This is a genomic window from Nitrospira sp. M1, from assembly GCF_965152605.1.
This window is the reverse complement of sequence record NZ_OZ224217.1, coordinates 665,873-692,443: the sequence shown is the minus strand read 5'-3', so window position 1 is coordinate 692,443 and position 26,571 is coordinate 665,873. Positions and strand designations below refer to the sequence as shown.

23 protein-coding genes, 4 tRNA genes and 1 pseudogene are annotated in these 26,571 nt (G+C 48.6%); 1 reads left to right on the top strand and 27 read right to left on the bottom strand.

The genetic code is table 11. From position 1 onward, the window contains the following. Positions 1–3: 3 nt before the first annotated feature. The 24 genes and pseudogenes from rpsS to ACWHX8_RS03195 form a co-directional block, all read right to left on the bottom strand. Positions 4–291 carry a 30S ribosomal protein S19 gene (rpsS, locus tag ACWHX8_RS03310; RefSeq protein ID WP_447970542.1) on the bottom strand — a complete coding sequence of 96 codons (288 nt, stop codon included), beginning with the start codon at positions 289–291 and terminating at the stop codon, positions 4–6. Positions 292–300: 9 nt separating this feature from the next. Continuing rightward, positions 301–1,143: a 50S ribosomal protein L2 gene (rplB, locus tag ACWHX8_RS03305; protein WP_447970541.1), complete on the bottom strand. Its 843-nt coding sequence runs from the start codon at positions 1,141–1,143 to the stop codon at positions 301–303. A gap of 47 nt (positions 1,144–1,190) precedes the next feature. Then, positions 1,191–1,478, bottom strand: a complete 288-nt coding sequence (locus ACWHX8_RS03300; RefSeq protein WP_447971854.1) for a 50S ribosomal protein L23 — start codon at positions 1,476–1,478, stop codon at positions 1,191–1,193. Between the two features lie 2 nt (positions 1,479–1,480). Next, entirely contained in the window at positions 1,481–2,104 is a 624-nt protein-coding gene (gene rplD, locus ACWHX8_RS03295) for a 50S ribosomal protein L4 (protein ID WP_447970540.1), read from the bottom strand. 8 nt (positions 2,105–2,112) lie between these two features. Further along, entirely contained in the window at positions 2,113–2,739 is a 627-nt protein-coding gene (gene rplC, locus ACWHX8_RS03290; RefSeq protein WP_447970539.1) for a 50S ribosomal protein L3, read from the bottom strand. Positions 2,740–2,811: 72 nt separating this feature from the next. Further along, positions 2,812–3,123 (bottom strand): 30S ribosomal protein S10, encoded by a 312-nt coding sequence (gene rpsJ / locus ACWHX8_RS03285; protein WP_447970538.1) that lies wholly within the window; start codon positions 3,121–3,123, stop codon positions 2,812–2,814. A gap of 25 nt (positions 3,124–3,148) precedes the next feature. Continuing rightward, a complete protein-coding gene (gene tuf / locus ACWHX8_RS03280) occupies positions 3,149–4,354 on the bottom strand; it encodes an elongation factor Tu (RefSeq protein ID WP_447970528.1) in 1,206 nt (401 codons plus the stop codon). Positions 4,355–4,436: 82 nt separating this feature from the next. Further along, positions 4,437–6,518: an elongation factor G gene (gene fusA / locus ACWHX8_RS03275; RefSeq protein WP_447971853.1), complete on the bottom strand. Its 2,082-nt coding sequence runs from the start codon at positions 6,516–6,518 to the stop codon at positions 4,437–4,439. Positions 6,519–6,634: 116 nt separating this feature from the next. Then, positions 6,635–7,105, bottom strand: a complete 471-nt coding sequence (gene rpsG, locus ACWHX8_RS03270; protein ID WP_447970537.1) for a 30S ribosomal protein S7 — start codon at positions 7,103–7,105, stop codon at positions 6,635–6,637. Between the two features lie 56 nt (positions 7,106–7,161). After that, complete coding sequence (gene rpsL / locus ACWHX8_RS03265; protein WP_447970536.1) at positions 7,162–7,533, bottom strand: 30S ribosomal protein S12; 372 nt, start codon at positions 7,531–7,533, stop codon at positions 7,162–7,164. Positions 7,534–7,652: 119 nt separating this feature from the next. Continuing rightward, positions 7,653–11,816, bottom strand: a complete 4,164-nt coding sequence (gene rpoC / locus ACWHX8_RS03260; protein WP_447970535.1) for a DNA-directed RNA polymerase subunit beta' — start codon at positions 11,814–11,816, stop codon at positions 7,653–7,655. Between the two features lie 52 nt (positions 11,817–11,868). After that, complete coding sequence (rpoB, locus tag ACWHX8_RS03255; RefSeq protein ID WP_447970534.1) at positions 11,869–15,834, bottom strand: DNA-directed RNA polymerase subunit beta; 3,966 nt, start codon at positions 15,832–15,834, stop codon at positions 11,869–11,871. A 51-nt stretch (positions 15,835–15,885) separates the two neighbouring features. Continuing rightward, positions 15,886–16,287 carry a 50S ribosomal protein L7/L12 gene (gene rplL / locus ACWHX8_RS03250; RefSeq protein WP_447971852.1) on the bottom strand — a complete coding sequence of 134 codons (402 nt, stop codon included), beginning with the start codon at positions 16,285–16,287 and terminating at the stop codon, positions 15,886–15,888. A gap of 33 nt (positions 16,288–16,320) precedes the next feature. Next, positions 16,321–16,827: pseudogene (gene rplJ / locus ACWHX8_RS03245) on the bottom strand (50S ribosomal protein L10); the annotation flags it as partial. Positions 16,828–16,861: 34 nt separating this feature from the next. Beyond that, positions 16,862–17,554: a 50S ribosomal protein L1 gene (rplA, locus tag ACWHX8_RS03240; protein ID WP_447970533.1), complete on the bottom strand. Its 693-nt coding sequence runs from the start codon at positions 17,552–17,554 to the stop codon at positions 16,862–16,864. A 46-nt stretch (positions 17,555–17,600) separates the two neighbouring features. Next, positions 17,601–18,026, bottom strand: coding sequence for a 50S ribosomal protein L11 (gene rplK, locus ACWHX8_RS03235; protein ID WP_447970532.1), 426 nt, complete (start codon positions 18,024–18,026; stop codon positions 17,601–17,603). Positions 18,027–18,148: 122 nt separating this feature from the next. Further along, positions 18,149–18,685, bottom strand: coding sequence for a transcription termination/antitermination protein NusG (nusG, locus tag ACWHX8_RS03230; RefSeq protein ID WP_447970531.1), 537 nt, complete (start codon positions 18,683–18,685; stop codon positions 18,149–18,151). 16 nt (positions 18,686–18,701) lie between these two features. Then, a complete protein-coding gene (secE, locus tag ACWHX8_RS03225) occupies positions 18,702–18,896 on the bottom strand; it encodes a preprotein translocase subunit SecE (RefSeq protein WP_447970530.1) in 195 nt (64 codons plus the stop codon). Between the two features lie 63 nt (positions 18,897–18,959). After that, positions 18,960–19,035, bottom strand: a tRNA-Trp gene (locus tag ACWHX8_RS03220). A 98-nt stretch (positions 19,036–19,133) separates the two neighbouring features. After that, on the bottom strand, positions 19,134–19,283 hold the full coding sequence (gene rpmG, locus ACWHX8_RS03215; protein ID WP_447970529.1) for a 50S ribosomal protein L33: 150 nt from the start codon (positions 19,281–19,283) through the stop codon (positions 19,134–19,136). A gap of 39 nt (positions 19,284–19,322) precedes the next feature. Further along, on the bottom strand, positions 19,323–20,528 hold the full coding sequence (gene tuf / locus ACWHX8_RS03210; RefSeq protein WP_447970528.1) for an elongation factor Tu: 1,206 nt from the start codon (positions 20,526–20,528) through the stop codon (positions 19,323–19,325). Between the two features lie 109 nt (positions 20,529–20,637). Beyond that, positions 20,638–20,713: transfer RNA gene (locus tag ACWHX8_RS03205), tRNA-Thr, on the bottom strand. Between the two features lie 78 nt (positions 20,714–20,791). Next, positions 20,792–20,866, bottom strand: a tRNA-Gly gene (locus ACWHX8_RS03200). A 58-nt stretch (positions 20,867–20,924) separates the two neighbouring features. Further along, positions 20,925–21,009: transfer RNA gene (locus tag ACWHX8_RS03195), tRNA-Tyr, on the bottom strand. Between the two features lie 702 nt (positions 21,010–21,711). On the opposite strand from ACWHX8_RS03195, the gene ACWHX8_RS03190 reads away from it, so the two are divergent. Then, on the top strand, positions 21,712–22,149 hold the full coding sequence (locus ACWHX8_RS03190) for a DUF192 domain-containing protein (protein WP_447970527.1): 438 nt from the start codon (positions 21,712–21,714) through the stop codon (positions 22,147–22,149). Between the two features lie 57 nt (positions 22,150–22,206). Here the strand turns inward: ACWHX8_RS03190 and ACWHX8_RS03185 are convergent, their stop codons facing one another. From ACWHX8_RS03185 to ACWHX8_RS03175, 3 genes are all read right to left on the bottom strand, one after another. After that, positions 22,207–24,378, bottom strand: coding sequence for a RelA/SpoT family protein (locus ACWHX8_RS03185; protein WP_447970526.1), 2,172 nt, complete (start codon positions 24,376–24,378; stop codon positions 22,207–22,209). Beyond that, complete coding sequence (gene recJ, locus ACWHX8_RS03180) at positions 24,372–26,090, bottom strand: single-stranded-DNA-specific exonuclease RecJ (protein ID WP_447970525.1); 1,719 nt, start codon at positions 26,088–26,090, stop codon at positions 24,372–24,374. Before recJ ends, ACWHX8_RS03185 begins: the two co-directional genes overlap by 7 nt. Positions 26,091–26,319: 229 nt before the next feature. After that, positions 26,320–26,523: a ubiquitin-like protein Pup gene (locus tag ACWHX8_RS03175; protein ID WP_447970524.1), complete on the bottom strand. Its 204-nt coding sequence runs from the start codon at positions 26,521–26,523 to the stop codon at positions 26,320–26,322. Positions 26,524–26,571: the final 48 nt, after the last annotated feature.

Sequence of the window (26,571 nt, the reverse complement as noted above, 5' to 3'; positions counted from 1 at the left end):
TCACTACTTTAAGGCGGCACCTTTTTCTGTTTTCGCAGCGCCATGGCCCTTAAAGAACCGAGTAGGAGAAAACTCCCCAAGCTTGTGGCCAACCATATTTTCGGTGACATACACTGGAATAAACTTTCTCCCGTTATGCACACCAAACGTATGACCAATCATCTCGGGAACAATTGTTGATCGACGAGACCAGGTTTTAATCAACTTTGATTCACGTGAATCATTCATCTTTTCAACTTTTTCCATTAGATGATCATCAACAAATGGACCTTTTCGTACTGATCTAGGCATTTAAGATCCTCACTTACCTTTCTTGGACTTCCGCCGTGAAATAATGAACTTTGATGACGGATTTTTCTTTTTTCGAGTCTTATATCCCTTTGTCGGAACACCCCACGGTGAAACAGGATGAGGATTTCCCTGACCAGACTTCCCCTCACCACCTCCATGCGGGTGATCTACCGGATTCATGACGACCCCACGCACATGAGGACGGCGTCCCTTCCAACGCGAACGCCCCGCCTTGCCGACTGTGATATTTCCATGATCACTATTACCAACCTGCCCAACCGTAGCCATGCACGTACCTAAAATACGACGCATTTCGCCAGACACCAAACGAACCTGAACATACGCTCCATCACGACCCATAACCTGAGCCGAAGAGCCCGCACTCCGAACTAACTGCGCACCCTTCCCAGGGCGAAGCTCAATATTATGAACGACAGAACCAAGAGGCATAGACATGAGAGGCAAGGCATTTCCAACTCGAATCTCTGACCCGACACCGGCATACACACGGCCACCCACATTCAATCCATCAGGAGCTAAAATATAGCGCTTCTCCCCATCTTTATAGCAAAGAAGAGCAATTCTGGCTGAACGATTAGGATCATACTCAATACTTATGACCTTCGCCTCAACGCCAACCTTATCTCTCTTGAAGTCTATCTTTCTATACAGTCGTTTATGCCCACCTCCACGAAAACGAGAGGTAACTCTTCCACGATTGTTGCGACCTCCTGACTTCGCTAAACTTTCAGTGAGGCCCTTTTCCGGTCGTTTCTTTGACAGTCCCGCATTCGACAGCGCGGACATTCCTCGACGCCCAGGCGATGTTGGCTTATATTCTTTAATTGGCATTTCGTTTACTCACAGCAGTACAAAAAGAGAATGTCTAGGAGAGCGAACTACGCGCTCTCATACAAATCAACCTTTTCACCTTCCTTAAGCGTCACTATGGCCTTCTTCCAATCAGGCCTACGTCCAACAAACCGACCTTGACGCTTAGGCTTTCCCTTAACATTCATGACATTAACGGCCTCGACCTTAACTTTTAAGATCGCCTCAACAGCTTGCCCTATATCGATTCTCGATGCCCTTCGGCTTACGACAAACGATACACAATTCTTACTATCACGAAGATTCGTAATCTTCTCCGTCAAAAGAGGGCGAATTAAAATATCATATGGATTCAACATTACGACCAAAACTCCTGAATCTTTTCAACTTCACTTTGAAGAAGTACCACCTTTTCGTACCGCAAAATGTCATAGACATTCAAATTTTCAACCTTCGTCAGCTTGACTCCACTAAGGTTACGCGATGCCCTCTCTAAGGCATGGTAATCATCACCAGCCACGATTAACGCCCCGCCAGATAAACCTGCACCTGACAATACTTTGGCCAAATGACGTGTCTTTTGCTCAGGCAAGGCAATACTCGCCAGGATGACAACATCACCATCACCCACTCTTGATGACAAAGCGGAACGAAGGGCTAATCTATACATCTTCCTTGGCATCCGATAACTGTAATCCCTTGGCTTTGGACCAAACACAATACCACCATGACGCCAAATTGGCGAACGAACAGACCCGGAGCGCGCACGACCAGTATGCTTTTGCTTCCATGGCTTCTTACCAGAGCCAGCCACTTCTCCTCGCCCCTTCGTTGACGACGTTCCCTGCCGAAAGGAAGCTCTCTGCATATTCACAGCCGCATGCAGAAGAGAGCGGTCAACTGGAGTACCAAATACGCGTTCACCCAATTCCACAGTTTCAGCTTGACTGCCATCTGCCTTAGTGATCTTGTACGTTGGCATTTCCTCTACTATTCCTTACCCTTAAGTTTTCTCACAATCACAAGTGAACCAATACTGCCAGGCACAGACCCAGAAATAAACAATAGATTTTCTTCAGGTCGAACCTCAACAACCTTTAACCCCTGAACCGTAATACGCTTATTACCCATTTGACCAGGCATACCCTTATTTTTCCATACACGCGATGGATAGGAAGCATTACCAATTGACCCTGGAGCGCGATGAAACATTGAGCCATGCGTGGCAGGTCCACCTGAATAATTATGACGCTTCATGACACCCTGAAAGCCCTTACCCTTTGATACCCCCTGAACATCAATCCCCTCACCCTCAGAAAAGATATCAACCTTAAACAGATCACCCACCTTACACTCACCAGCCGCAGAAAACTCACGAAGGTAACGCCAAAGCCGAGACTCCCTCGCACGAAAATGACCCACATTCGGCTTGGCTAACTTCTTCTCTTGAATCTCCTCAAATCCAACTTGAACAGCATCATATCCATCACGATCCTTCGTCTTGACCTGAGCGACCCCACATGGCCCTGCCTCAACAACGGTAACCGGCAACAGCCTACGCTGAGCGTCAAAGACCTGAATCATTCCCAACTTTCTACCCAACAAACCAGCAATCATGTGATAACCCTGAGTTTCTATATTTCAGTACAAGTAATTGCCATGCAGCGCGGACAACAAATCACACGAACATTACAATTTAATTTCAACGTCGACACCTGCAGCCAAATTCAACTTCATTAAAGCATCCATCGTTTCAGGCGTCGGCTCCATAATATCCAACAATCTTTTATGGGTTCGAATTTCAAATTGCTCGCGAGATTTCTTATCGCAATGAGTCGCTCGCTGAACGGTAAACTTTTCGATGCGCGTCGGCAACGGAACAGGACCGGCAATCCTGGCACCACTCCGCATCACCGTATCAACAATCTCACGCACGGACTGATCCAAAATGCGATAGTCGAACCCTTTTAACCGAATCCTAATTCTGCGCTCTCCATTCACCGTGTCAAAACCCCTCTTTCCAGCCTCAGGCTAAGATTTCCGTGACCACACCGGCTCCGACCGTCCGACCACCTTCCCGCACCGCGAACCGTAACCCCTGCTCCATCGCGATCGGCGCGATCAACTCGCCCGTGAACGAGACATTGTCCCCCGGCATCACCATCTCCACCCCGGCCTCTAACTCCACAATCCCCGTCACATCTGTCGTCCGGAAATAAAATTGTGGCCGATACCCCTTAAAGAACGGCGTATGCCGCCCCCCCTCTTCCTTTGTCAACACATACACTTCCGCCTTAAACTTCGTATGCGGCGTGATACTCTTGGGCTTCGCGAGCACCATCCCGCGCTCCACGTCCTCCTTCTTCGTCCCCCGAAGTAAGGCCCCAATGTTATCCCCCGCCTGCCCTTCATCCAACACCTTGCGAAACATCTCCACGCCCGTCACCACGGTCGTCTGCGTATCTTTCAACCCGACAATCTCAATCTCATCACCCACCTTCACTTGCCCACGCTCCACACGACCCGTGACCACCGTCCCCCGCCCACTGATCGTAAACACATCTTCAATCGGCATTAAAAACGGCTTATCAATCGCGCGCTCTGGCGTCGGGATATAACTATCCACCGCCTCTAACAATTTCATAATCGAAGGCACCCCGATCTCACTCTGATCCCCTTCAATCGCCTTAATCGCCGAACCCGTCACAATCGGCACATCATCGCCTGGAAACCCATACTTACTCAGCAACTCCCGCACTTCCAGCTCCACCAACTCCAAGAGCTCGGGATCTTCCACTTTATCTGCCTTATTCAAAAAGACCACAATATAGGGCACCCCCACCTGCCGCGCCAAGAGTATATGCTCGCGCGTTTGCGGCATCGGCCCATCAGCAGCTGAGACCACCAAAATGGCTCCATCCATTTGCGCCGCGCCCGTGATCATATTCTTGACATAGTCCGCATGCCCCGGACAGTCTACATGCGCATAATGGCGATTCTGCGACTCATACTCGACATGGGAAATGGCAATCGTGAGAATTTTCGTGGGATCCCGACGGCCCTGCGATTCACTCGCCTTGGCCACCTCATCGTAGGCCACATATTGCGCCATCCCTTGATCGCCCATCACCTTCGTCAACGCCGAGGTCAGCGTCGTCTTCCCATGGTCCACATGCCCCACGGTTCCCACGTTCAAATGCGGCTTCTTCCGCTCAAATTTCGCCTTCCCCATTCCCGCCTCCTTATCAGTTCTTTTCTATCAAGCCATCACACAAACAAGTCAACAACATACACCAAAAAGAAACGCTAAAACCCTACTCTCCACTCTGCTTTTTGATAATTTGCTGAGCTAACTGCTTTGGCACAGCTTCATATTCCTCAAATTCCATACTATAAGTCGCACGCCCCTGAGTCTTTGACCTCAAGTCGGTTGCGTACCCAAACATCTCGCTTAACGGAACAGCAGCGTCAACGGCCTGCGATGAAGCCCGCGCCTTTATGCCATGGACCTTACCTCGCCGGCTATTCAGATCACCAATTACATCACCCATAAAATCTTGAGGCACGAGAACTTCAACCTTCATAATCGGCTCCAACAATGTTGGATCAGCCTTTCGACATGCAGCCTCGAAAGCCATAGATGCGGCGATCTTAAAAGCCATCTCATTCGAATCAACATCATGATACGAGCCATCAAACAAGGTCACCTTCAGGTCTCGCATGGGATAACCCGCCAGCACGCCAGACTCCAAACGCTCACGCACACCCTTTTCCACAGCAGGAATATACTCCCTTGGAATCGCCCCACCAACAATTTTGTTGACAAATTCCAGACCAACCCCAGTATCTCCAGGCTCAACAGTCAGCATGACATGACCATACTGACCTCGACCACCAGTCTGCTTCACATACTTGCCTTCAGCATCAGCAGCCTTCTTAATAGTCTCTCGATAGGCCACCTCAGGCTTTCCGACGTTGGCCTGCACCTTAAACTCCCGCAGAAGACGATCAACAATAATCTCCAAGTGCAATTCACCCATACCAGAAATTAATGTCTGCCCGGTCTCCTCATCAGTCTTCACATGAAAGGAAGGATCTTCCTGTGCAAGCTTACCAAGCGAAAACCCAAGCTTTTCTAGATCCTGCTTGGTTTTTGGCTCAACAGCAAGGGAGATAACTGGCTCTGGAAACTTAATGACTTCCAGCAAAATTGGATGCTTTTCATCACTCAACGTATCGCCAGTCCGCGAGTCCTTTAACCCAACTGCCGCGGCAATGTCTCCAGCAAAGACCTCATCAATATCTTCACGTTTATTCGCATGCATCTTCAAAAGTCGACCGACACGCTCTTTTCTACCCTGCGTGACATTGTAGATGTATGACCCGGTAGACAGCCTTCCGGAATACACACGAAAATATGTCAATTGACCGGCAAAGGGATCACTCATAATCTTAAATGCCAAGGCAGAGAACGGCTCATCCAATTCAGGCTTGCGCGCAAGCTCCTCCCCACTCTTAGGCTCCACGCCAACCACAGGAGGAAGATCCAAAGGCGAAGGGAGAAAATCAATGACTGCATCCAATAAGGGCTGAACCCCCTTATTCTTAAATGCAGACCCGCAAAAGATAGGCGTAATCTTCATGCTGATAGTGCCAGCCCGTATCGCTCGCTTAATCTCATCAACACTAAGCTCTTCCCCGTTCAGGTAACGCTCCATCACAGAATCATCAAATTCCGCAACAGCATCAATCATTTTTTCTCTATATTCCTGCGCCAATTCAAGAGACTCCGAAGGAATATCCTCAACGGTATATGCCGCCCCAAGACTTTCATCGTCATAGACATAAGCCTTCATTTCAACCAAATCAAACAACCCACGAAGCGAATCTTCCTTCCCATAGGGCAATTGAATAGGAACAGGATTCGCTCCCAAGCGATCAACCATGGTCTGGATTCCAGCAAAATAGTCGGCGCCGACACGATCCATCTTATTCATAAAAGCAATACGAGGAACCTGATACTTATCAGCCTGACGCCACACCGTCTCCGATTGAGGCTCCACACCTTGCACGGCATCAAAAACCGCTACAGCACCGTCCAACACGCGAAGCGATCTTTCGACCTCAATAGTAAAATCGACATGACCAGGAGTATCAATGATATTAATCCTATGCTCACCCCAAAAACAGGTTGTCGCAGCCGACGTAATCGTAATACCACGCTCACGCTCCTGCTCCATCCAGTCCATCTGAGCAGCCCCCTCATGGACCTCACCAATACGATGAGACACTCCGGTATAAAACAATATCCGCTCAGTTGTCGTCGTCTTCCCAGCGTCAATATGGGCCATAATGCCTATATTCCTAGTACGACTCAGACTTAATGGTAAATCTATACCCACACGTTCTCCACAAAAAAATACTGCAGGATTATTAAAGCCCAACACCCCAAGCAGTCAAAGCACCAACAGACCGCCCTGGACGGGACCACCTGCAGCACACAAAAAGCTACCTACCAACGGTAGTGCGCAAAAGCTCGATTCGCTTCAGCCATCCGATGCACTTCATCTCGCTTCTTCACAGATGCCCCGGCATTGTTCGCCGCATCCAACAACTCACCCGCAAGCTTCTCCTGCATGCTACGCCCAGCCCTCGCCTTTGCACTCTGACTAATCCACCTCAGCCCCAAGGCGATCTGGCGCACAGAACGAATCTCAACGGGAACCTGATACGAAGCCCCACCAACACGACGAGACTTCACCTCAACAACAGGCTTTACGTTTCCGAGAGCCGCGTGAAACACCTTTAGTGGGTCATTCCCCGTCTTCTCCTGAACGAGATCAAAGGCCCCGTAACATACGCGCTCAACAGTGCTCCTCTTACCATCCTTCATAAGGATGCTCAGAAACTTCCCGACCACCGGGTCATTAAAGCGCGGATCATACGAGACTTTCTTACGGAGTACAATAGGCCTTCTAGGCATAACGAAAAAATTCCAATTTAAAGAAAATTAAGAGTGAGAATGGAGCACATCAACCACTACTTAGGCTTCTTCGCTCCATACTTGGATCGACCCTGCTTTCGATTGGCCACACCAACGGCATCCAAAGCCCCACGAACCATATGATACCGAACGCCAGGCAAGTCCTTAACCCGACCGCCACGAATCAGTACAATGGAATGCTCCTGAAGGTTGTGACCCATACCAGGAATGTACGTCGTCACTTCAACGCCCGTCGTTAATCGAACCCTCGCAACCTTACGCAAAGCTGAATTCGGCTTCTTTGGAGTCGTCGTATAAACCCTGAGACACACACCGCGACGCTGAGGGCAACGGTTCAATGCAGGGCTCTTGCTTTTAGCTTTTGCACTCTTTCGTGATCCACGAATTAATTGATTAACGGTAGGCATGTATTTTCCCTGATTGCTTTCAGATATTATTAAATCTTGCGCAAAACCGACGAATTATATAGAGCAAACCTTACTCTGTCAAGAGATGTTTCCTGCATCTCAAATAAATAATTCGCCCCTTACGTACCTCCGGAAGGAACCACTGCCAACGGACTCACGCTTCCCTCTTCACCTTCAGGCAATTCCGTTTTTTGAACAGGTCCAGGAACGTAGGTTTCTCGATACTCTGAATAGCCAGTCCCGGCTGGAATTAACCTTCCAACAATGACATTCTCTTTTAACCCACGGAGATCATCGACTCGACCATTGATAGCCGCCTCCGTCAGCACTCGTGTCGTTTCCTGGAATGACGCCCCAGAAATGAAGCTGTCCGTGCTCAATGAAGCCTTGGTTATTCCAAGGAGAACCGGCTTTCCAATCGCAGGAACCCCGCCCTCTGCCAGAACTCGTTCATTTTCATCTTCAAAATTAAACCTATTAACCTGAGTCCCAGGCAAAAATATCGTATCACCCGCTTCCTCAATTCGTATCTTCCGAAGCATTTGACGCGTAATAACCTCAATATGCTTATCGTTAATTACCACACCCTGCAAGCGATACACTTCCTGAACTTCATTTACAAGAAACTTCTGGAGCTCCCTTGGCCCCAAGACCGCAAGAATATCATGTGGATTCGCTGAGCCATCCATCAGCGGCTCACCAGCACGAACCCAATCCCCCTCATGCACATTGACATGCCGCCCGCGCGGGATAGAGTACTCCTTGACATCACCAATTTTATTATCGACCGAGACCTTCCGCATGCCTTTTACGAAACCACCAAAGGACACCTCACCATCAATTTCACTGACAACAGCCTGCTCCTTTGGTTTCCTTGCCTCAAATAGCTCCGCAACTCTCGGTAAACCACCAGTAATATCTTTGGTTTTCGTTGTTTCTCGAGGAATTTTTGCCAACACGTCGCCAGGATGAACAATACCACCTTTTTCAACAAAAATATGTGCACCAACTGGCAATAAATATCGCGCCTGAGCCCCAGATGAAAGCTTACCGGTCTTCCCTCCATCATCTTTGATTGACAAACGTGGCCGCAGATTCGTCCCGGCTTGCTCAATGACAACCTTCCGCGATAACCCGGTCACCTCATCGACCTCTTCCTTCATGGTCACGCCTTCGGATATGTCACCATAAGCAATTTTTCCACCAACTTCAGTTAAGATCGTCAGAGAATAAGGGTCCCACTCGACAACCTTTTGCCCAAGTTCAACCTTCCCGCCATCCTTCACCTTTATTTTCGCGCCATAAACAACAGGATACTTCTCTCGTTCACGACCGCTATCATCGAAAACCGCAACCTTCGCATTCCGACTCATCACAACCCAATCACCCTTCTGGGTTTTGACGGCCATCGATGGATTATGAAAATCTGCATTCTTTTTGGCATCAAAGCTCAAATACTTGAGATACCCTTCATGCCGAACCTCAAGCACTGTCTGCTCGACAACTTTGCTTGCCGTTCCGCCGATATGAAATGTCCGCATGGTTAACTGCGTACCAGGCTCACCAATGGACTGTGCCGCAATCACACCAACGGGCTCACCTTTCTCCACAAGCCGCCCCTTTGCTAAGTCGCGACCATAACACATGACGCACACACCCCATCTTGCCTGACATGTCAGGACAGATCGAATACGAACTTGATCAATACCCGACTCAACAACGGCACGAACACGAGCCTCATCAAGCTCCACATTGGCCTTCACAATGACTTCTTGCGTAACGGGATCATGAACATCTTCTGCCGTAAGACGGCCCAGAATTCTCTCCTCCAAAGGCTGTATGACCTCACCACCTTCAACAAGCGATGTGACGATAATTCCATCAGTGGTCATGCAATCAATCCCGCTGACAATGACATCTTGAGCAATATCAACAAGACGACGGGTTAAATACCCTGAATTTGCAGTTTTCAGCGCGGTATCCGCTAGACCTTTCCGTGCACCATGCGTAGAGATGAAATACTGGAGCACCGTCAACCCTTCCCTAAAGTTGGCCGTAATTGGCGTCTCAATGATTTCACCGGATGGCTTAGCCATTAATCCCCGCATACCTCCAAGCTGCCTGATTTGCTGAGAACTCCCTCGAGCTCCAGAGTCCGCCATCATGAAAATCGGGTTTAAGGCTTGCATCTCACTACCGTCGCCGTCTGCAGCACTAATTTCGCTCATCATCTCATTGGCAACCTGTTCACTGACATGGGCCCAAATATCAATGACTTTGTTGTACCGTTCACCATTCGTAATGAGCCCCTCACTATATTGCTGCTGAACATCATGCACCTCAACTTCAGCCTTTTTAATGAGTGCTTCCTTCTTTGTCGGAATATGCATATTGTCGATACAAATGGATACGCCAGCTTTTGTCGCATACGCAAAGCCTAAATCCTTCAGTTTATCCAACATCACGACCACTTCATGAAGGCCTGCCTGGCGATACACCGCATCAATCAGCTTTGTCATTTCTTTTTTGGTCATCAATTGATTGACATTTGAAAACGGTATTTTCGATGGTAGAATTTCATACAACAATATTCTTCCCACCGTGGACTCAATCAATGCATGCTCGATGCGCACCTTGACGCGAGCCTGCTCTTCAACCTCTCCAGCATCATAGGCAATCCGCACTTCCTCAGGAGAAGAGAAAATCGCCCCTTCACCCTTCGCCCCCTTGGACTCCTTCGTCAACCAGTAACAGCCCAACACCATGTCTTGTGACGGGATTGATAATGGTTTTCCATTCGCAGGAGAAAGCACATTATTAATAGACATCATCAGCACCCGAGCCTCAATTTGCGCCTCAACGGAGAGCGGTACATGAACCGCCATCTGATCACCATCAAAGTCAGCATTAAAAGCGGCACACACAAGAGGATGAAGACGGATCGCCTTCCCCTCGACCAACACAGGGTCAAATGCCTGTATACCCAATCGGTGCAGTGTCGGTGCTCGATTCAACATTACGGGATGCTCACGAATCACTTCATCCAAGACATCCCAAACCTCAGGACGCTCTTTCTCAACGAGACGCTTCGCACTTTTAATAGTCGTCGCAGCACCACGCTCTTCAAGTTTATGGAAAATAAATGGCTTAAACAGCTCCAGAGCCATTTTCTTGGGAATTCCACATTGATTCAACCGCAGCTCAGGGCCCACGACAATCACGGAACGGCCAGAGTAATCAACGCGTTTTCCTAATAGGTTTTGACGGAATCGCCCCTGTTTTCCTTTGAGCATATCGCTCAGGGATTTTAACGGACGCTTGTTCGCTCCCCGAATAACTCGTCCACGGCGTCCGTTATCAAATAACGCATCAACCGCCTCCTGAAGCATTCGCATCTCATTGCGAATAATCACTCCGGGAGCCTTCAGCTCAACCAATCGCTTGAGGCGATTATTTCGATTAATGACACGCCGGTACAGGTCGTTTAAGTCAGATGTGGCAAATCGCCCACCATCTAATGGCACGAGCGGACGAAGCTCTGGAGGTAAAACAGGAATGGCATCCATGATCATCCACTCAGGATTGTTCCCTGACTTAAAAAATGCCTCAATCACCTTGAGTCGCTTCGTTAATTTTTTATTCACAGCCGAAGACACAGATCCCTTCATCTTGGTATCGCGCTCATTCCATAAGGCTTCAACATCAACTTTCCGCAGTAACTCGCGAATAGCCTCCGCACCGATACCAACCTTGAAGGACTGAATCCCAAACTCCTCAAGGCATTCCCGATACTTCTCTTCCGTTAACAATTCATGTTCTTTAAGCGAGGTATTTCCTGGATCAAGTACCACATACGCTTCAAAATAGAGAATTTTCTCTAATTGCTTGAGGCTCATGTCCAATAAGATACCAATCCGGCTTGGGACACCTTTTAAGAACCAAATATGGGCAACTGGAGCCGCCAGCTCAATATGCCCCATCCGCTCACGACGTACCTTTGACTGGATAACCTCAACGCCACACTTGTCACACACAATTCCCCGATGCTTCATTCTCTTGTATTTACCGCAATTGCATTCCCAGTCCTTTGTGGGACCAAAAATTTTCGCGCAAAAAAGCCCGTCACGTTCAGGCTTAAACGAACGATAATTAATGGTTTCTGGTTTTTTCACCTCTCCGTATGACCAAGACCGGATTTTTTCCGGAGATGCAATACGAATTCGCATGGCATCAAATGACACAGCATCACGCGGCTTCTCAAATAGGGAATATATACTTTCCAAAGAATTTCCCTCCAATTAAAAAGACAACTGCATTACTCAGGTGACAGACCGATTAGTCGGCAGACTTAATCAATTCAACATCCAAGCCCAAACTTTGCAGCTCTTTGACCAACACATTAAACGATTCAGGAAGACCAGGCTCTAAGAAGTTTTCACCCTTGACGATCGCCTCATACATTCGGGATCGCCCAGGAACGTCATCAGACTTCACGGTTAAAAACTCTTGCAGTGTGGATGCAGCGCCATACGCCTGAAGCGCCCACACCTCCATTTCGCCAAGCCGCTGGCCACCAAATTGCGCTTTTCCTCCAAGTGGCTGCTGCGTGACCAATGAATAGGGCCCAATCGAACGAGCATGAATCTTATCATCAACCAAATGATGCAATTTCAACATATACACATAGCCAACGGTCACAGGACTCTTGAATGGCTCACCGAACCGACCATCATACACGACCGACTGCCCACTTTCAGGCAGATTGGCTTGCTTGAGGAATTGCTTAATTTCCATTTCAGATGCGCCATCAAATACTGGGCTTTCCACATGAATGCCCAACGCTTTCGCAGCCCATCCAAGGTGCGTTTCAAGGATCTGCCCTACATTCATCCGAGACGGAACACCCAACGGATTGAGCACAATTTCAATCGGCGTCCCATCTGGCAAATACGGCATATCCTCTTCTGGAAGAATCCGGGAGACCACACCTTTATTCCCATGACGGCCTGCCATTTTATCGCCCACAGCAATCTTACGTTTGATGGCGAGATACACTTTCACTAACTTAATGACGCCAGGCGGCAACTCATCCCCTCGCCTCAATCGACCAACTCGTTCATCATACATGGTTTGAAGAATTTCGATCTGATCTTTGACCGCTCGCTCAATTTCCTCAAGTTTCTTTTGCTCTTCCCCATCACCAAGAATGACACGACGCGCATCATCATTCGAAAGCTTCCTCAAGACTTCTGCTGTAATTCGCCCTTTTTTCTTGAGAATCACTTCGCCACTATCAGGATCCATGAGGTCACGGCCAACAAATTGACCAAGGAGGAGTTTTCGAATTTTCTTGTTACGCTCCTCCTCAATGATGCGAAGCTCGTCCTGATAGTTTCTTTCAATTTTGACACGATCATCAGACTCAATCGTCTTGGACCGATCATCCTTATCAACGCCTTTTCTGGAGAAAATCTTGACGTCAACGACAATACCTTCAATGCCAGGTGGGACCTGGAGAGACGTGTCCTTCACATCACCCGCCTTCTCGCCAAAGATCGCTCGAAGAAGTTTTTCCTCAGGCGTCAACTGCGTTTCGCCTTTCGGAGTCACCTTTCCAACCAAAATATCTCCAGCTTTCACCTCGGCTCCAATTCGAACGATCCCACTTTCATCAAGATTTTTTAGCGCCTCTTCACCAAGATTCGGAATATCTCGAGTAATCTCTTCTTTACCAAGCTTGGTATCACGGGCTTCGACTTCAAACTCTTCGATGTGGATAGACGTGAACGTGTCATCACGAACAAGTTTTTCACTTAATAAAATGGCATCTTCGAAGTTATATCCACCCCATGGCATGAAAGCGACGAGGACGTTTTTCCCAAGCGCCAACTCACCACGATCCATGGCAGGCCCATCAACGAGCACCTGCCCCTTCTTGACGGGCTGCCCGACACGCACGATCGGAGTTTGCGTAATACAGGTGTTTTGATTCGTTCGTTGAAACTTAATCAGGTCAAATGTTTCCAACAACCGACTCCCACCTTTTTTTCCCTCTTCCGTCTTTTGAAGCTCGGCTCGTATCACAATCCGCCTGGCATCGACACTTTCAACAACTCCATCACTCGATGCGCGCTCTAAATACCCAGAATCACGTGCAACAATCGACTCCATTCCCGTGCCAACCAATGGCGCATCACACTGTATCAATGGAACAGCCTGTCGCTGCATGTTCGACCCCATCAATGCGCGATTCGCATCATCATGTTCTAAAAATGGAACGAGTGCCGTCGCAACACTCACCACTTGCTTGGGCGACACATCGAGGTAATCCACTTCTTCTGGTGTCGTGATGACAAACTCACCACCTGCCCGCGCCGTAATCGTGTCGGACTCAAACCGCCCAGCCGTATCGACTTTGGTATTGGCTTGCGCAATGACAAATTTTTCACCTTCAAGTGGCGAGAGGAATTCAACCTCATCAACCGGACGGCCCTTTCGCACTTTACGAAATGGCGCCTCAATAAACCCAAACTGATTGATGCGGGCATAGGTTGCCAACGATGTAATCAGACCAATATTGGGTCCTTCAGGCGTTTCAATTGGACATATTCGACTGTAGTGGGACGGATGCACATCCCGCACTTCGAAACCCGCCCGCTCTCGCGTCAATCCGCCAGGACCAAGTGCCGACAATCGCCGCTTGTGCGTAATCTCTGCCAGAGGGTTCGTTTGATCCATAAATTGAGAGAGCTGACTCCCCGCAAAAAACTCCTTGATCGCCGCAACAATGGGTTTCGCATTGATCAAATCATGCGGGAGCACCGTTTCCATATCGAGTAAGTTCATACGCTCTTTAATGCTTCGCTCCATGCGTGCGAGACCCAATCGAATCTGATTCTCCAACAATTCACCCACAGAACGAACACGTCGATTCCCCAAATGGTCAATATCATCGACTTCGCCTTTTCCTGACTTCAACTCAACAAGACACCGCACAACCTCTACAAGATCTTGGGAGGTTAATGTTCTCTGGTCCAAAGGCAAATCTAATTCGAAGCGTTTGTTCATCTTCAAACGTCCAACCGGGGAAAGGTCATAACGTTTTGGATTGGAAAACAAATTTTCAAACAGTAATTTTGCTGAATCAACAGACGGCATCTCGCCAGGCCGAAGCCGCTTATAAATTTCAACCCAAGCTTCCTCCCGGGAAGAGGTTTTTTCCGCATCCAATGTATCAAGAATCACAGGACTCGCCGTCCCACCAAGATAAATAACCTTAAATGGCGGAAGAGCACCTTCAATAATTTGCTCAATAATTGCTGGAGTTAATCGCTGATTTTTTTCAAGAATGACCTCGTTCGAAGTCGGATCAATTAATTCCGTTAAGACAGCACGACCCACAAGCTCATCCGGCTTCACAGGAATCTCTTTGACTCCTGCAGCCTTAATCTTACCCAAGATGGCCTTCGTAAGACGCATCCCTTCTTTGACGAGCGGATCACCACCACCAGACCCAACAATGTCAACGGGAGCGCGAAGACCGCCATGCAGCTCAGGGTCGAGTTTCCGCACTAACGTGCCCTGACTCACTCGAATTTCTTCAACCGGGTAATACATTTTTAAGAGATCATCTGCAGAATACCCGAAGGCCTTGAGCAAGATCGTCGCCGGCATTTTTCGGCGCCGATCGATGCGAACATACAAAATGTCTCGCGCATCAAATTCAAAGTCCAACCATGAACCACGATACGGAATAATTCTCCCAGAATAGAGAACCTTTCCACTCGCGTGCGTTCGACCTTTATCATGACTGAACGAGGCTCCCGGAGAACGATGAAGCTGACTCACAGCCACTCGCTCTGTTCCATTCACAATGAACGTTCCTCGATCAGTCATTAAAGGCAACTCCCCGACATAGACTTCTTGCTCTCGAACGTCTAGGACTCGATTCTTAACAGCCTTATCTTGACTATCAAACACCACTAATCGAACTCGAAGCTTTAAAGGCGCAGCCAACGTCATCCCTTGCTCTAAACATTCCCGAACATCATACTTTGGCGTGCCTAAGGCATAATTAGAGAATTCTAAAAGAGCCGAATTATTGTAATCTCCGATAGGGAACACGCTTTTCAATGCCGCATGCAGCCCTTTCTCTTCTCGCCTTTCCGGAGGTGTTCCAGCTTGAAGAAATTCATCGTACGACCTTCGCTGAACTTCCACGAGGTCTGGAATTTCAATGGTCAACGGTATTTTTGAAAAACTTTTACGCTGAATTGTCCCCTGATTCACGGATTGGGCCATTCGGTGCTCCTTTAATAAATGAACATGTCGTCGCCAGGGATGGTCGAGACTCTACTTAATTTCTACTGTCGCACCAACCTCTTGAAGTTTCTTTTGGAACCCATCAGCCTCTTCCTTCGACACACCTTCCTTAATAGGCTTAGGAGCGGCTTCCACAAGATCCTTGGCTTCCTTCAATCCCAATCCCGTAATCTCCCGCACAACCTTAATGACTTGAATTTTCTTGTCAGCAGGAGCGGCACCTAACACCACGTCAAAGGAAGTCTTTTCTTCTTCTGCAGCGGCGGCACCCCCTCCAGCAGCTGGAGCAGCCATCACACCAACCGGTGCTGCAGCCGTCACACCAAACTTCTCCTCGAGCGCCTTCACTAATTCAGACAACTCCAAGACACTCATGCTCGACACTCCGTTAATAATATCTTCTTTTGATAAATTCGATTCTGTTGCAGGCATTTCTCCCTCCCCTTTCTGACTTTTGTTTTCTTGTATTGCAGCCACAACGGCAACAAACCCACGGACAATTTGATTCAGCGCTACCACAAACCCACGCACAGGCCCTTGCACGGCTGACAGGAACATCGACAACAATTCAAGCCGAGAAGGAAGGTCCGCAACGGCATGTAAGCGTGCAGGGTCAAGTGCCACACCATCTAGCACGCCACCCTTAACGCTCAACTTGTCTTCACACTTTTCAGCTTTAATAAAATCCCGGACAACTTTGGCAGGCAACACGGGATCATCGTATCCGATCACAAGTGCCAACTGCCCACTAAATAAACCTTGAACCGGCAATAACGGCGTTCCTTCAACAGCTCGACTCGCCAACGTATTTTTCACGACGTGCATACGAGCCTGCGCATCACGAAGCTGCCGACGCAACTGCGCGACCTGATTCACGGGCATTCCAGAACACTCTGCGACAATCGCGAGTCTCGCATTGAGAAACCGATCATGCATCTCCGTCACCACTGCTGACTTTTCTGTCTTTTTCATCGATTCATCTCGCTTCCTGCATCCACCCAGGCCATTACCCAAATTGACGAATGACACCAACGCTATCAAGTGGCACACCAGGGCCCATCGTGCTGGAAAGGGTGGCAGTCTTCACATATCGCCCCTTACTTGATGCTGGCTTTGCTTTCATAATAGAGTCAAAAACAGCTAATGCGTTATCCTTAATCTGCTTGCTGTCAAAGGACACTTTCCCAACAGGCACATGGACAATGCCGGCCTTGTCTACCTTAAACTCAACACGGCCCTTTCGAATCTCCTCAACAGCCTTTCCCACTTCAAACGTGACCGTTCCCGTCTTTGGGTTCGGCATCAAGCCTCGAGGCCCAAGAACCTTACCCAACTTCCCGACCGCCCCCATCAAATCAGGAGTGGCAATCGCAGAATCAAAGTCGAGCCAACCATCCTTGACCTTCTCCAAAAGATCCTCAGCGCCAACAAAGTCAGCTCCAGCCGCTTTAGCCTCCTGCTCTTTTTCCCCTTTAGCAAACACAACGATTCGAACCTTCTTCCCCGTTCCGTAGGGCAGAGCCGTCGTCCCACGAACGAGCTGATCCGCACGTTTTGGGTCAACACCCAAACGTATAGCCAACTCGACGGTTTCATCAAATTTAGCGAACGCAATCTGTTTCACCAGTTCACTTGCCTCTGGAAGGTCATACAACTTTTCTTCCACTTTGGCGCTTGCGGCTCGAAATTTTTTATTCACCCCACACCATCCTTCCTCCAATTAAGACAAAGACACCGCACAGTCGTCACCCTTCAATCGTAATCCCCATGCTTCGCGCAGTTCCGGCAATAATTTTGGCGGCACCCGCGACATCTATTGCATTAAGGTCGACAACTTTTTGTTTGGCAATTTCCTCCAATTGGGAATGCGAGATCTTTCCCACCTTCTGCTTGTGAGGAATACCAGACCCCTTAATCAAGCCAGCCGCTTTTTTCAGCAGATCAGATGCTGGCGGAGTTTTGGTTATAAATGAAAAACTTCGATCTTTGTAAACCGAGATCACAACCGGTATGACCGATCCTTCTTCTTTTTGCGTCTTCGCATTAAACTGTTTACAAAAATCCATAATGTTGACTCCGTGCTGACCCAATGACGGTCCAACAGGAGGTGCCGGATTCGCCTTACCGGCTGGAATCTGTAACTTAATTTGAGTCATCACCTCTTTAGCCATGAGATTTCCCTACACCAGGATTAATGAAGATAACAACGCCCATCCATCACACGGAACAGACAGGCAAGAACCCACCGCATCTATAAAATACTGTACCGATACACACTCACATACATAAAGAACTACCCACGTTCAACTTGCGAAAAGGCAAGTTCAACCGGCGTAGATCGACCGAATATACTCACAAAAACTTTCACTCGAGAATGATCTTCATCAACTTCGTCTACCAACCCGTTAAACCCAAGGAATGGCCCGTCGATAATCCGAACGCTATCACCTTTTTCAAAGTCCACCGACTCCTTCGGAACGGTCATTCCTGACTCAAGTTGCCCCAATAAGGTCTCTGCTTCACCAGGATCTAAAGGGATGGGCCGTATTCCTCCGCCAACAAACCCCGTAACTTTTGGAGTTTCTTTAATCATAACCACGGCTTCATCACTCAATAGACCTTCCGATTCTAGCAAGACATAACCAGGAAAGAATTTTCGTTTTGAAGCTCGCCGCTTTCCATCCTTAAACTCCACAACCTCTTCCGTTGGAACCAACACCTGACCAACGACATCACTCATGCCCATCTGGTTAGCTCGTTCAACGATACTCGTTTTCACTCGCCCCTCATACCCAGCATACGTATGAATAACATACCAATTTTTCGGCATGACGATTTTGACCCCACTAAAGAATTTTACTGATTACCCAAACAAACAACGAATCAGCTATAGACAAATAGATTGCCATAATGACACAGAACAGCAACACGACAGTAGTAGAACCGACCGTCTCCGTTTTGGTTGGATAGGAGACTTTCTTCAGCTCACTCTTAACATCAGAAAGAAATTCTACGATTGACGTCCACAACTTCTTAAACACAATCTATCCCTTATCGCTATCAACTAGCCTATCGGACAACATAAATCTATTCAGACACATTCCTGGCAGGGGCACCAGGATTCGAACCCGGACTTTCGGTTTTGGAGACCGACGTGCTAGCCGTTAACACTATGCCCCTCTATGTTCAGCGAAACGTATTGCGCAAAATCACATGCCGCCCATTCACCCTCGACATTCTCTCCCACGCGTTTACCCTTCCATCTCATAGCACCCCTACTATTTCACTTCTTTATGGGGAACGTGCTTTCGACAAAACCGACAAAACTTTTTTCTCTCCAGTCGGTCCGGGTCATTCTTCTTATTTTTCATTGTCGAGTAATTGCGCCTCTTACATTCACCACACGCCAAAGAAATAATCACCCTCATAACTTTGCTACCTCAACTTGATAAATGAACGTACCAGCCTCAGGCTAAGATTTCCGTGACCACACCGGCTCCGACCGTCCGACCACCTTCCCGCACCGCGAACCGTAACCCCTGCTCCATCGCGATCGGCGCGATCAACTCGCCCGTGAACGAGACATTGTCCCCCGGCATCACCATCTCCACCCCGGCCTCTAACTCCACAATCCCCGTCACATCTGTCGTCCGGAAATAAAATTGTGGCCGATACCCCTTAAAGAACGGCGTATGCCGCCCCCCCTCTTCCTTTGTCAACACATACACTTCCGCCTTAAACTTCGTATGCGGCGTGATACTCTTGGGCTTCGCGAGCACCATCCCGCGCTCCACGTCCTCCTTCTTCGTCCCCCGAAGTAAGGCCCCAATGTTATCCCCCGCCTGCCCTTCATCCAACACCTTGCGAAACATCTCCACGCCCGTCACCACGGTCGTCTGCGTATCTTTCAACCCGACAATCTCAATCTCATCACCCACCTTCACTTGCCCACGCTCCACACGACCCGTGACCACCGTCCCCCGCCCACTGATCGTAAACACATCTTCAATCGGCATTAAAAACGGCTTATCAATCGCGCGCTCTGGCGTCGGGATATAACTATCCACCGCCTCTAACAATTTCATAATCGAAGGCACCCCGATCTCACTCTGATCCCCTTCAATCGCCTTAATCGCCGAACCCGTCACAATCGGCACATCATCGCCTGGAAACCCATACTTACTCAGCAACTCCCGCACTTCCAGCTCCACCAACTCCAAGAGCTCGGGATCTTCCACTTTATCTGCCTTATTCAAAAAGACCACAATATAGGGCACCCCCACCTGCCGCGCCAAGAGTATATGCTCGCGCGTTTGCGGCATCGGCCCATCAGCAGCTGAGACCACCAAAATGGCTCCATCCATTTGCGCCGCGCCCGTGATCATATTCTTGACATAGTCCGCATGCCCCGGACAGTCTACATGCGCATAATGGCGATTCTGCGACTCATACTCGACATGGGAAATGGCAATCGTGAGAATTTTCGTGGGATCCCGACGGCCCTGCGATTCACTCGCCTTGGCCACCTCATCGTAGGCCACATATTGCGCCATCCCTTGATCGCCCATTACCTTCGTCAACGCCGAGGTCAGCGTCGTCTTCCCATGGTCCACATGCCCCACGGTTCCCACGTTCAAATGCGGCTTCTTCCGCTCAAATTTCGCCTTCCCCATTCACGCCTCCAGATTCTCTAATCGATAAAACCGTTATTTTTACAACACAAACTAGTCAGGATATATGAAAACAAGTAAACCGATCACAATACGAAAGTGCCGCCATTAATGGAGCCCACGACGCGGATCGAACGCGTGACCTCGTCCTTACCAAGGACGTGCTCTACCAACTGAGCTACATGGGCCCTCAGCTCTTAACGGTGAACCGTCAAATGCGGAAGAAGGACTTCTCATCCATCATCCCCTCATGGCTCACATAAAATTGGAGCGGGCGATGGGATTTGAACCCACGACAGCCAGCTTGGAAGGCTGGAACTCTACCACTGAGCTACGCCCGCTATTAGTAAATTTCCTAGCGACTAACTAACTTGCTTACCTGCATTCACATCAAATGTATGGTGGGCAGGCAAGGATTCGAACCTTGGAAGCCGATGGCAGCAGATTTACAGTCTGCCCCCGTTGTCCACTTGGGTACCTGCCCTTTATATGTTCCTATGATCGATAGCTCGCAACAGGGAAAGACTGAGTTGGGGGTGGGATTGCTGGCCACTTGCCCACAGAGAAAGATCCTGCCGTTTTAACAGTTTACAAGAAAGCATGAGACTGGAGGTCCCTTGCCTCCGCCAGAAGGGGTATCAAATTGCCACAAGGCAAGGCAATAGCCCAATTTGTAAAGAGCTTATTATACGGAGACTTATTTAGTCAGTCAAGAAAAGACTTCTTGAATAATCCCGAGGTCAACGTTACAACATGATAACGGGATACTAGAGCGAATCCAAAAAAGTTCCAAGCAGGAAAATACCACGAACTTGGCGCGGTGCCGTGTTTCAACGAATGGAAGGTTATCCCCGCTTGAATGTACTGACAATGAGTGACGTGTTCTCTCACGTATTGGATATCACACGGTGACAAGATGGCGTGTTATCGTTTCGGTATAACTGAAACGGCTCTAGACACAAACTCGCTTTCACGAACTGGCACAATCTTGTCATATGGACTTGCATACCAGTGCTTTAGCCTCCTTAACGTATGAGCGAAACCCTTAACTTGACAAAAATTATAGATTCCCCCTAGGATCGCCTCCCCAACCCGTGACCAAAAGGCTTTGTTCTCAACAGATGCCATGCAAAACACATATTTCATCACAATAGGGGTATGCATTCACTTTTTCGTGCTGGGCTTCATGGTGACGACGTCACAGGGCCAAAGTTTAACCCATCCACCTACCGACCAAGAATTTGCCAATGACGGATTGGCAGAAATCATCACTCCACAAAAATCTATCATTATGGGTGAAATTGCCGACACTCCGGCAGAACGATCCAAAGGCCTGATGTTCAGAACACATATGCCACCCGATCATGGCATGCTTTTTATTTTTCAAGAGTTGGATTATTGGAATTTCTGGATGAAAAACACCAAAATTCCATTAGACATTATCTGGATTGATGTGGACTGGAAAGTGGTACATATTGAATCACACGTTCCAATCTGTACGAAAACTGATGATAGCTGCCCTCGATACCGCACGTTGAAAGAAGCGCTCTATGTTCTTGAACTCGGAGCTGGCATGGCCAAACACTACAACATCCGTTTAGGTAGCCAATTGATCGTCAAGTGAGCAAGACATTAGCTCCATACCGGCAATCGGTCCATGAAGCCGATCACAGCCAGCTTCCTACCATCCTCTGACTCGCCTCGCATTCACAACACCTTCAACCTGCTCAATCCCCTTTATCATACGTTCCAAATGGAGGGTATTGGTAATTTCAATCACAAAATCAAGCACGGCCTTTCGATCTTCACGCGTAGAAATTTCTGCTCGAGTAATATTGGCCTGGCAATCTGAAATGGCGGAAGAGATGTCAGCCAATACTCCCGTACGATCCAAGGTTAGCACTGAAACTTTCACGGAGTGGGTCCCCGCAATACTGGAATCCCAATCCGCTTCGACCAATCGATTGTGATCCCAGTCCAAGGCTCGAAGATTTGGGCAACCTACGGTATGAATACTCAGCCCACGCCCACGTGTAATATATCCCATAATCGGATCGCCAGGGACGGGGTTGCAGCATTTAGATAGCTGCATCAGCACGTCGTTGCCCCCCTTCACCTTTACCGACTTTTCTGGATGTGCTGGAGACGTCTTTTCACGTTCTTCGACCACTCCAATGCTCTTATCGCCTGTACTCGTAGAACTTGGAGGCTCCAGTTGATTGACCACCTGGCTCGCTGAAAGTCTTCCATAGCCGACCAACCGAATGAGTTCGTCAACAACATCAAGGCCTCGGGCTTTCGCAATTTCCACGAGACGTTCAGACTTTAGCGTTTGAGCTGTGGGGAGACCATGACGGCGAAACTCTCGCTCCAATAATCTGCGACCAATGTCTAGCGCTCGCTTTTGCTCTTCAATCTTAAACCAATGACGAATTTTGGCCTTCGCACGTGAGGTACGAACAAATTTCAACCATCCTTTATGGGGCACCTGAGAAGACGAGGTGAGAATTTCCAACATATCGCCACTACTCAACTTGTGCCGAAGCGGCACGAGCTTTCCGTTAATTTTAGCACCAACACAATGATCTCCAATTTCCGTGTGAATGGCATACGCAAAATCCACGGGCGTCGAACCAACCGGCATTTCCTTCACTTCGCCAAGCGGGGTAAAGACGAACACGACATCATGAAACAGGTCCAGCTTGACCGAATCCATGAATTGACGATTATCGGAAAGATCTTTGTGCCACTCCACAAACTGCCGTAACCAACTAAAGACTTTCTCATCCTTGCCGGTGACCGCGCCGGGTTCTTTGTAACGCCAGTGCGAGGCAACGCCATACTCATTTATCCGATGCATTTCCTCTGTTCGAATTTGAAACTCGACATATTCGCCTTGCGGACCAACAACAGTGGTATGCAACGATTGATAAAGGTTCGTCCTCGGCGTGGCGACATAATCTTTAAATCGACCAGGAACAGGTGGCCACAGCGAGTGCACTAACCCAAGAATGGCGTAACAATTCATTTTTGAATCAGTAACAATCCTGACAGCCGAGAGATCATAGACTTCCTCGAACGTAATCGATTGTCGCTCCATTTTCTGATAAATACTGTACAGATGCTTAGGCCTACCTTGAATATCACCAGGCAGATGAGCCTGAGCCAAGGCCTCACGTGCCATTCCAATCAGCATGTCCAGAAACTCCTGTCGCTCTTCATCCCGCTTGGCCACGCGCAATTTCAGCATGGCATACGCATCGGGCTTTAAGTATTGGAGACATAAGTCCTCGAGCTTTTGCTTAATGGAACTCATCCCTAATCGATTGGCCAGTGGGGCATAAATCTCAAGCGTCTCTTGAGCGATTTGTTGCTGCTTGCTCTCTGATAGATGTTCTAACGTTTCCATATTATGAAGACGATCCGCGAGCTTGATAAACACCACGCGAATATCATCTGCCATCGACAACACCATTTTTCTAAAATTTTCCGCTTGCTTTTCGGCATGTGACTTGAAGGGAATCTGCCCGATCTTTGTGACGCCATCGACAAGTCTCGCCACATCCTTTCCGAATTTCGCCTCTAATTCGTCATGCGTCGCAACCGTATCCTCGACGGTGTCATGAAGCAGTCCCGCGACAATGGCCGGGACGTCTAATTTCAAAAAGGACAAGATGCCGGCAACAGCCAATGGATGTTGCAGATACGGTTCGCCGGACTGCCGCATCTGCCCTTCATGCACTTGCGCAGAAAAATCATACGCACGTCGAAGCATGTCGACATCCGCTTCCGGATGATAGGCCTGTACCTGTTGAATCAGTTCGTCAATTTGTGTGATAGCCGTCATCAACATCGTGAAACCCTACCCGTCTCCTTCACTCGCAAGTCACGAATGCGAAGTTGAATGCGATCCATGCCGTTCCAACGGTTTATCTCGGGAACAAACACCATATCAATCATACGATTTTCGAGTCGCATACAATGCTCCAGGGCTCCCATTCGAAAGCCCATACATTCAAATGGAACAGAACCTTCCTGACGCACAACCAATTTCAAATGGTCATCTCCAACAATCCGTGTTTCTAACACTTTGATCTGCTGGCCCAAAAATGTCGGCTCGGGATTTCCCATACCAAACGGGTGCAATTGCTCTAACTCACGAATCAACTGGGGGTGAACATGCTGAAGCGCCACTGCCGCATCAATGCGTAACACCGGACATCGAATCTCCTCATTCATTTCTGCCGAAGCCAATTCGGACATCCGCTGTTGAAAAGCAGGAAACTGCTCTTGGCGAACTTGCAACCCCGCAGCAGCTGGATGCCCGCCAAATCCTTCCAACAAATCGGAACATTGACTTAAGAGTTCGCAGACATTGACGCCAGGCACACTTCGTACAGAGCCACGGCCGAACCCTTGCTCATCAAAAGACACCACAACCGATGGTCGATAATACCGCTCGACCAACCGCGAAGCCACAATTCCCACAACCCCAACATGCCACGCACAATCACCGACAACAATCGCCCCAGGAAGATTGTCCCCATTTATCATTTTGACGGCTTCAGAAGCAGCCTCTTGCTCGATGGCACGTCGTTGCCGGTTCAGATCATCTAATTGACGAGCAATGGGCAATGCATCCGTTAGCGTGCCACTAGTAAACAGCTCCACTCCCAGGCGAGCATGAGCAAGGCGCCCAGCCGCATTTATCGTCGGCGCGAGGCGAAACGCGACCATCCCTTCCGTACATAGCCCATTAATTCCCGCCAATTGCTTCAGAGCCTGAATGCCAAAACGAGCACGACCAGCTATCTGCTTTAACCCCTCGCGTACGATCCAACGATTTTCGTCTTGCAACGGCACCATGTCTGCCACAGTGGCTAATGCGGCCAAATCAGTATACGGCGTGACATCGATATCGGAAGATCCATACTTTGACGTGTAGGCCGTCGCAACCTTCAAGGCCAACCCACCCGAACAGAGCCCTTTAAACGGATACTGACAATCGGTTCGTTGTGGATTCAAAAAGGCAAACGCTTGCGGATGCGCACCGAGGATTTGATGGTGGTCCGTAATAATCACATCGAGCCCAAGGTCTTGAGCGAGAGCAATTTCTTTATGTGAACTCGTCCCACAGTCAATCGTCACAAGCACCTTGACACCGGTACTTGCTATGCGCTGTACCGCGGCTTCATTCAGCCCATACCCTTCCAGCTTGCGATCGGGTATGTAAAATTCGACGTAGGCCCCCTGCAGCTTAAGAAATAAAACATACAGACTCGTAGCGGAAATTCCATCAACGTCATAATCGCCATAACAACAAATTTTTTCTTGTTGCGTAATGGCGTAATGCAGCCGATCCACGGCCTTTGCCATGTCAGCCATTTGAAAAGGATCATGAGCTTCCGGCGAATCTAACGACAGCCATTGACGCGCAGATTCGACATCGCAGATTCCCCGATTCACCAACACCGTCGCAGTAATTGAGGAAAGGCCTAGCGCATCTGCCAATTGTGCAACATGCTCAGCATGACCATTGCGCATATCCCATTTTTTTTTAGTCATGACGATGTCATCTCCCACACTTCACTACCCTCATTCATTCCTGTGCTCTCACAGGAAGAAACACAGACAAACGCTCTGCACAAAAAGCACAACGCCGGAAACCACGCCCTATTGTACAGGAAAGGCAAAGTCAGGAGAAATACAGAGATGACAAGGAGAGGAAACGTTCAAAACTGGAGTGAGGAGAATTTCACAAAATGGCTATGAGGCTGACAGCACAATCGTTACCTTACTGCCCACCTTTTTGCACGTAGTTCTTAACAAATTCGGCCGCATTTTCTTCTAACACTTGGTCAATCTCATCAACTAATTCATCCATTTCTTCTTTGAGCTTTTCCCCAGTTTCTACAACCTTGGGATTCGCTTTGACCTCTTCGTTCTCTTTCGGGGAATCCGCTTGTCGATTATCCTGCTGGCGTTCTTTCTTTTCCATAACCATTCCTCCAAACTGAATAAGAACAATGCACCATGACCGTGAGTC

What these genes read in the sequence shown, in the direction of transcription:
- rpsS (WP_447970542.1), bottom strand. Translation starts at nt 291, where the DNA reads ATGCCTAGATCAGTACGAAAAGGTCCATTTGTTGATGATCATCTAATG.
- rplB (WP_447970541.1), bottom strand. Translation starts at nt 1,143, where the DNA reads ATGCCAATTAAAGAATATAAGCCAACATCGCCTGGGCGTCGAGGAATG.
- rplD (WP_447970540.1), bottom strand. Translation starts at nt 2,104, where the DNA reads ATGCCAACGTACAAGATCACTAAGGCAGATGGCAGTCAAGCTGAAACT.
- rplC (WP_447970539.1), bottom strand. Translation starts at nt 2,739, where the DNA reads ATGATTGCTGGTTTGTTGGGTAGAAAGTTGGGAATGATTCAGGTCTTT.
- tuf (WP_447970528.1), bottom strand. Translation starts at nt 4,354, where the DNA reads ATGGGGAAGGCGAAATTTGAGCGGAAGAAGCCGCATTTGAACGTGGGA.
- rpsG (WP_447970537.1), bottom strand. Translation starts at nt 7,105, where the DNA reads ATGCCTAGAAGGCCTATTGTACTCCGTAAGAAAGTCTCGTATGATCCG.
- rpsL (WP_447970536.1), bottom strand. Translation starts at nt 7,533, where the DNA reads ATGCCTACCGTTAATCAATTAATTCGTGGATCACGAAAGAGTGCAAAA.
- rpoB (WP_447970534.1), bottom strand. Translation starts at nt 15,834, where the DNA reads ATGGCCCAATCCGTGAATCAGGGGACAATTCAGCGTAAAAGTTTTTCA.
- rplL (WP_447971852.1), bottom strand. Translation starts at nt 16,287, where the DNA reads ATGCCTGCAACAGAATCGAATTTATCAAAAGAAGATATTATTAACGGA.
- rplK (WP_447970532.1), bottom strand. Translation starts at nt 18,026, where the DNA reads ATGGCTAAAGAGGTGATGACTCAAATTAAGTTACAGATTCCAGCCGGT.
- nusG (WP_447970531.1), bottom strand. Translation starts at nt 18,685, where the DNA reads ATGCCGAAAAATTGGTATGTTATTCATACGTATGCTGGGTATGAGGGG.
- rpmG (WP_447970529.1), bottom strand. Translation starts at nt 19,283, where the DNA reads ATGAGGGTGATTATTTCTTTGGCGTGTGGTGAATGTAAGAGGCGCAAT.
- tuf (WP_447970528.1), bottom strand. Translation starts at nt 20,528, where the DNA reads ATGGGGAAGGCGAAATTTGAGCGGAAGAAGCCGCATTTGAACGTGGGA.
- ACWHX8_RS03190 (WP_447970527.1), top strand. Translation starts at nt 21,712, where the DNA reads ATGGTGACGACGTCACAGGGCCAAAGTTTAACCCATCCACCTACCGAC.
- ACWHX8_RS03185 (WP_447970526.1), bottom strand. Translation starts at nt 24,378, where the DNA reads ATGTTGATGACGGCTATCACACAAATTGACGAACTGATTCAACAGGTA.
- recJ (WP_447970525.1), bottom strand. Translation starts at nt 26,090, where the DNA reads ATGACTAAAAAAAAATGGGATATGCGCAATGGTCATGCTGAGCATGTT.
- ACWHX8_RS03175 (WP_447970524.1), bottom strand. Translation starts at nt 26,523, where the DNA reads ATGGAAAAGAAAGAACGCCAGCAGGATAATCGACAAGCGGATTCCCCG.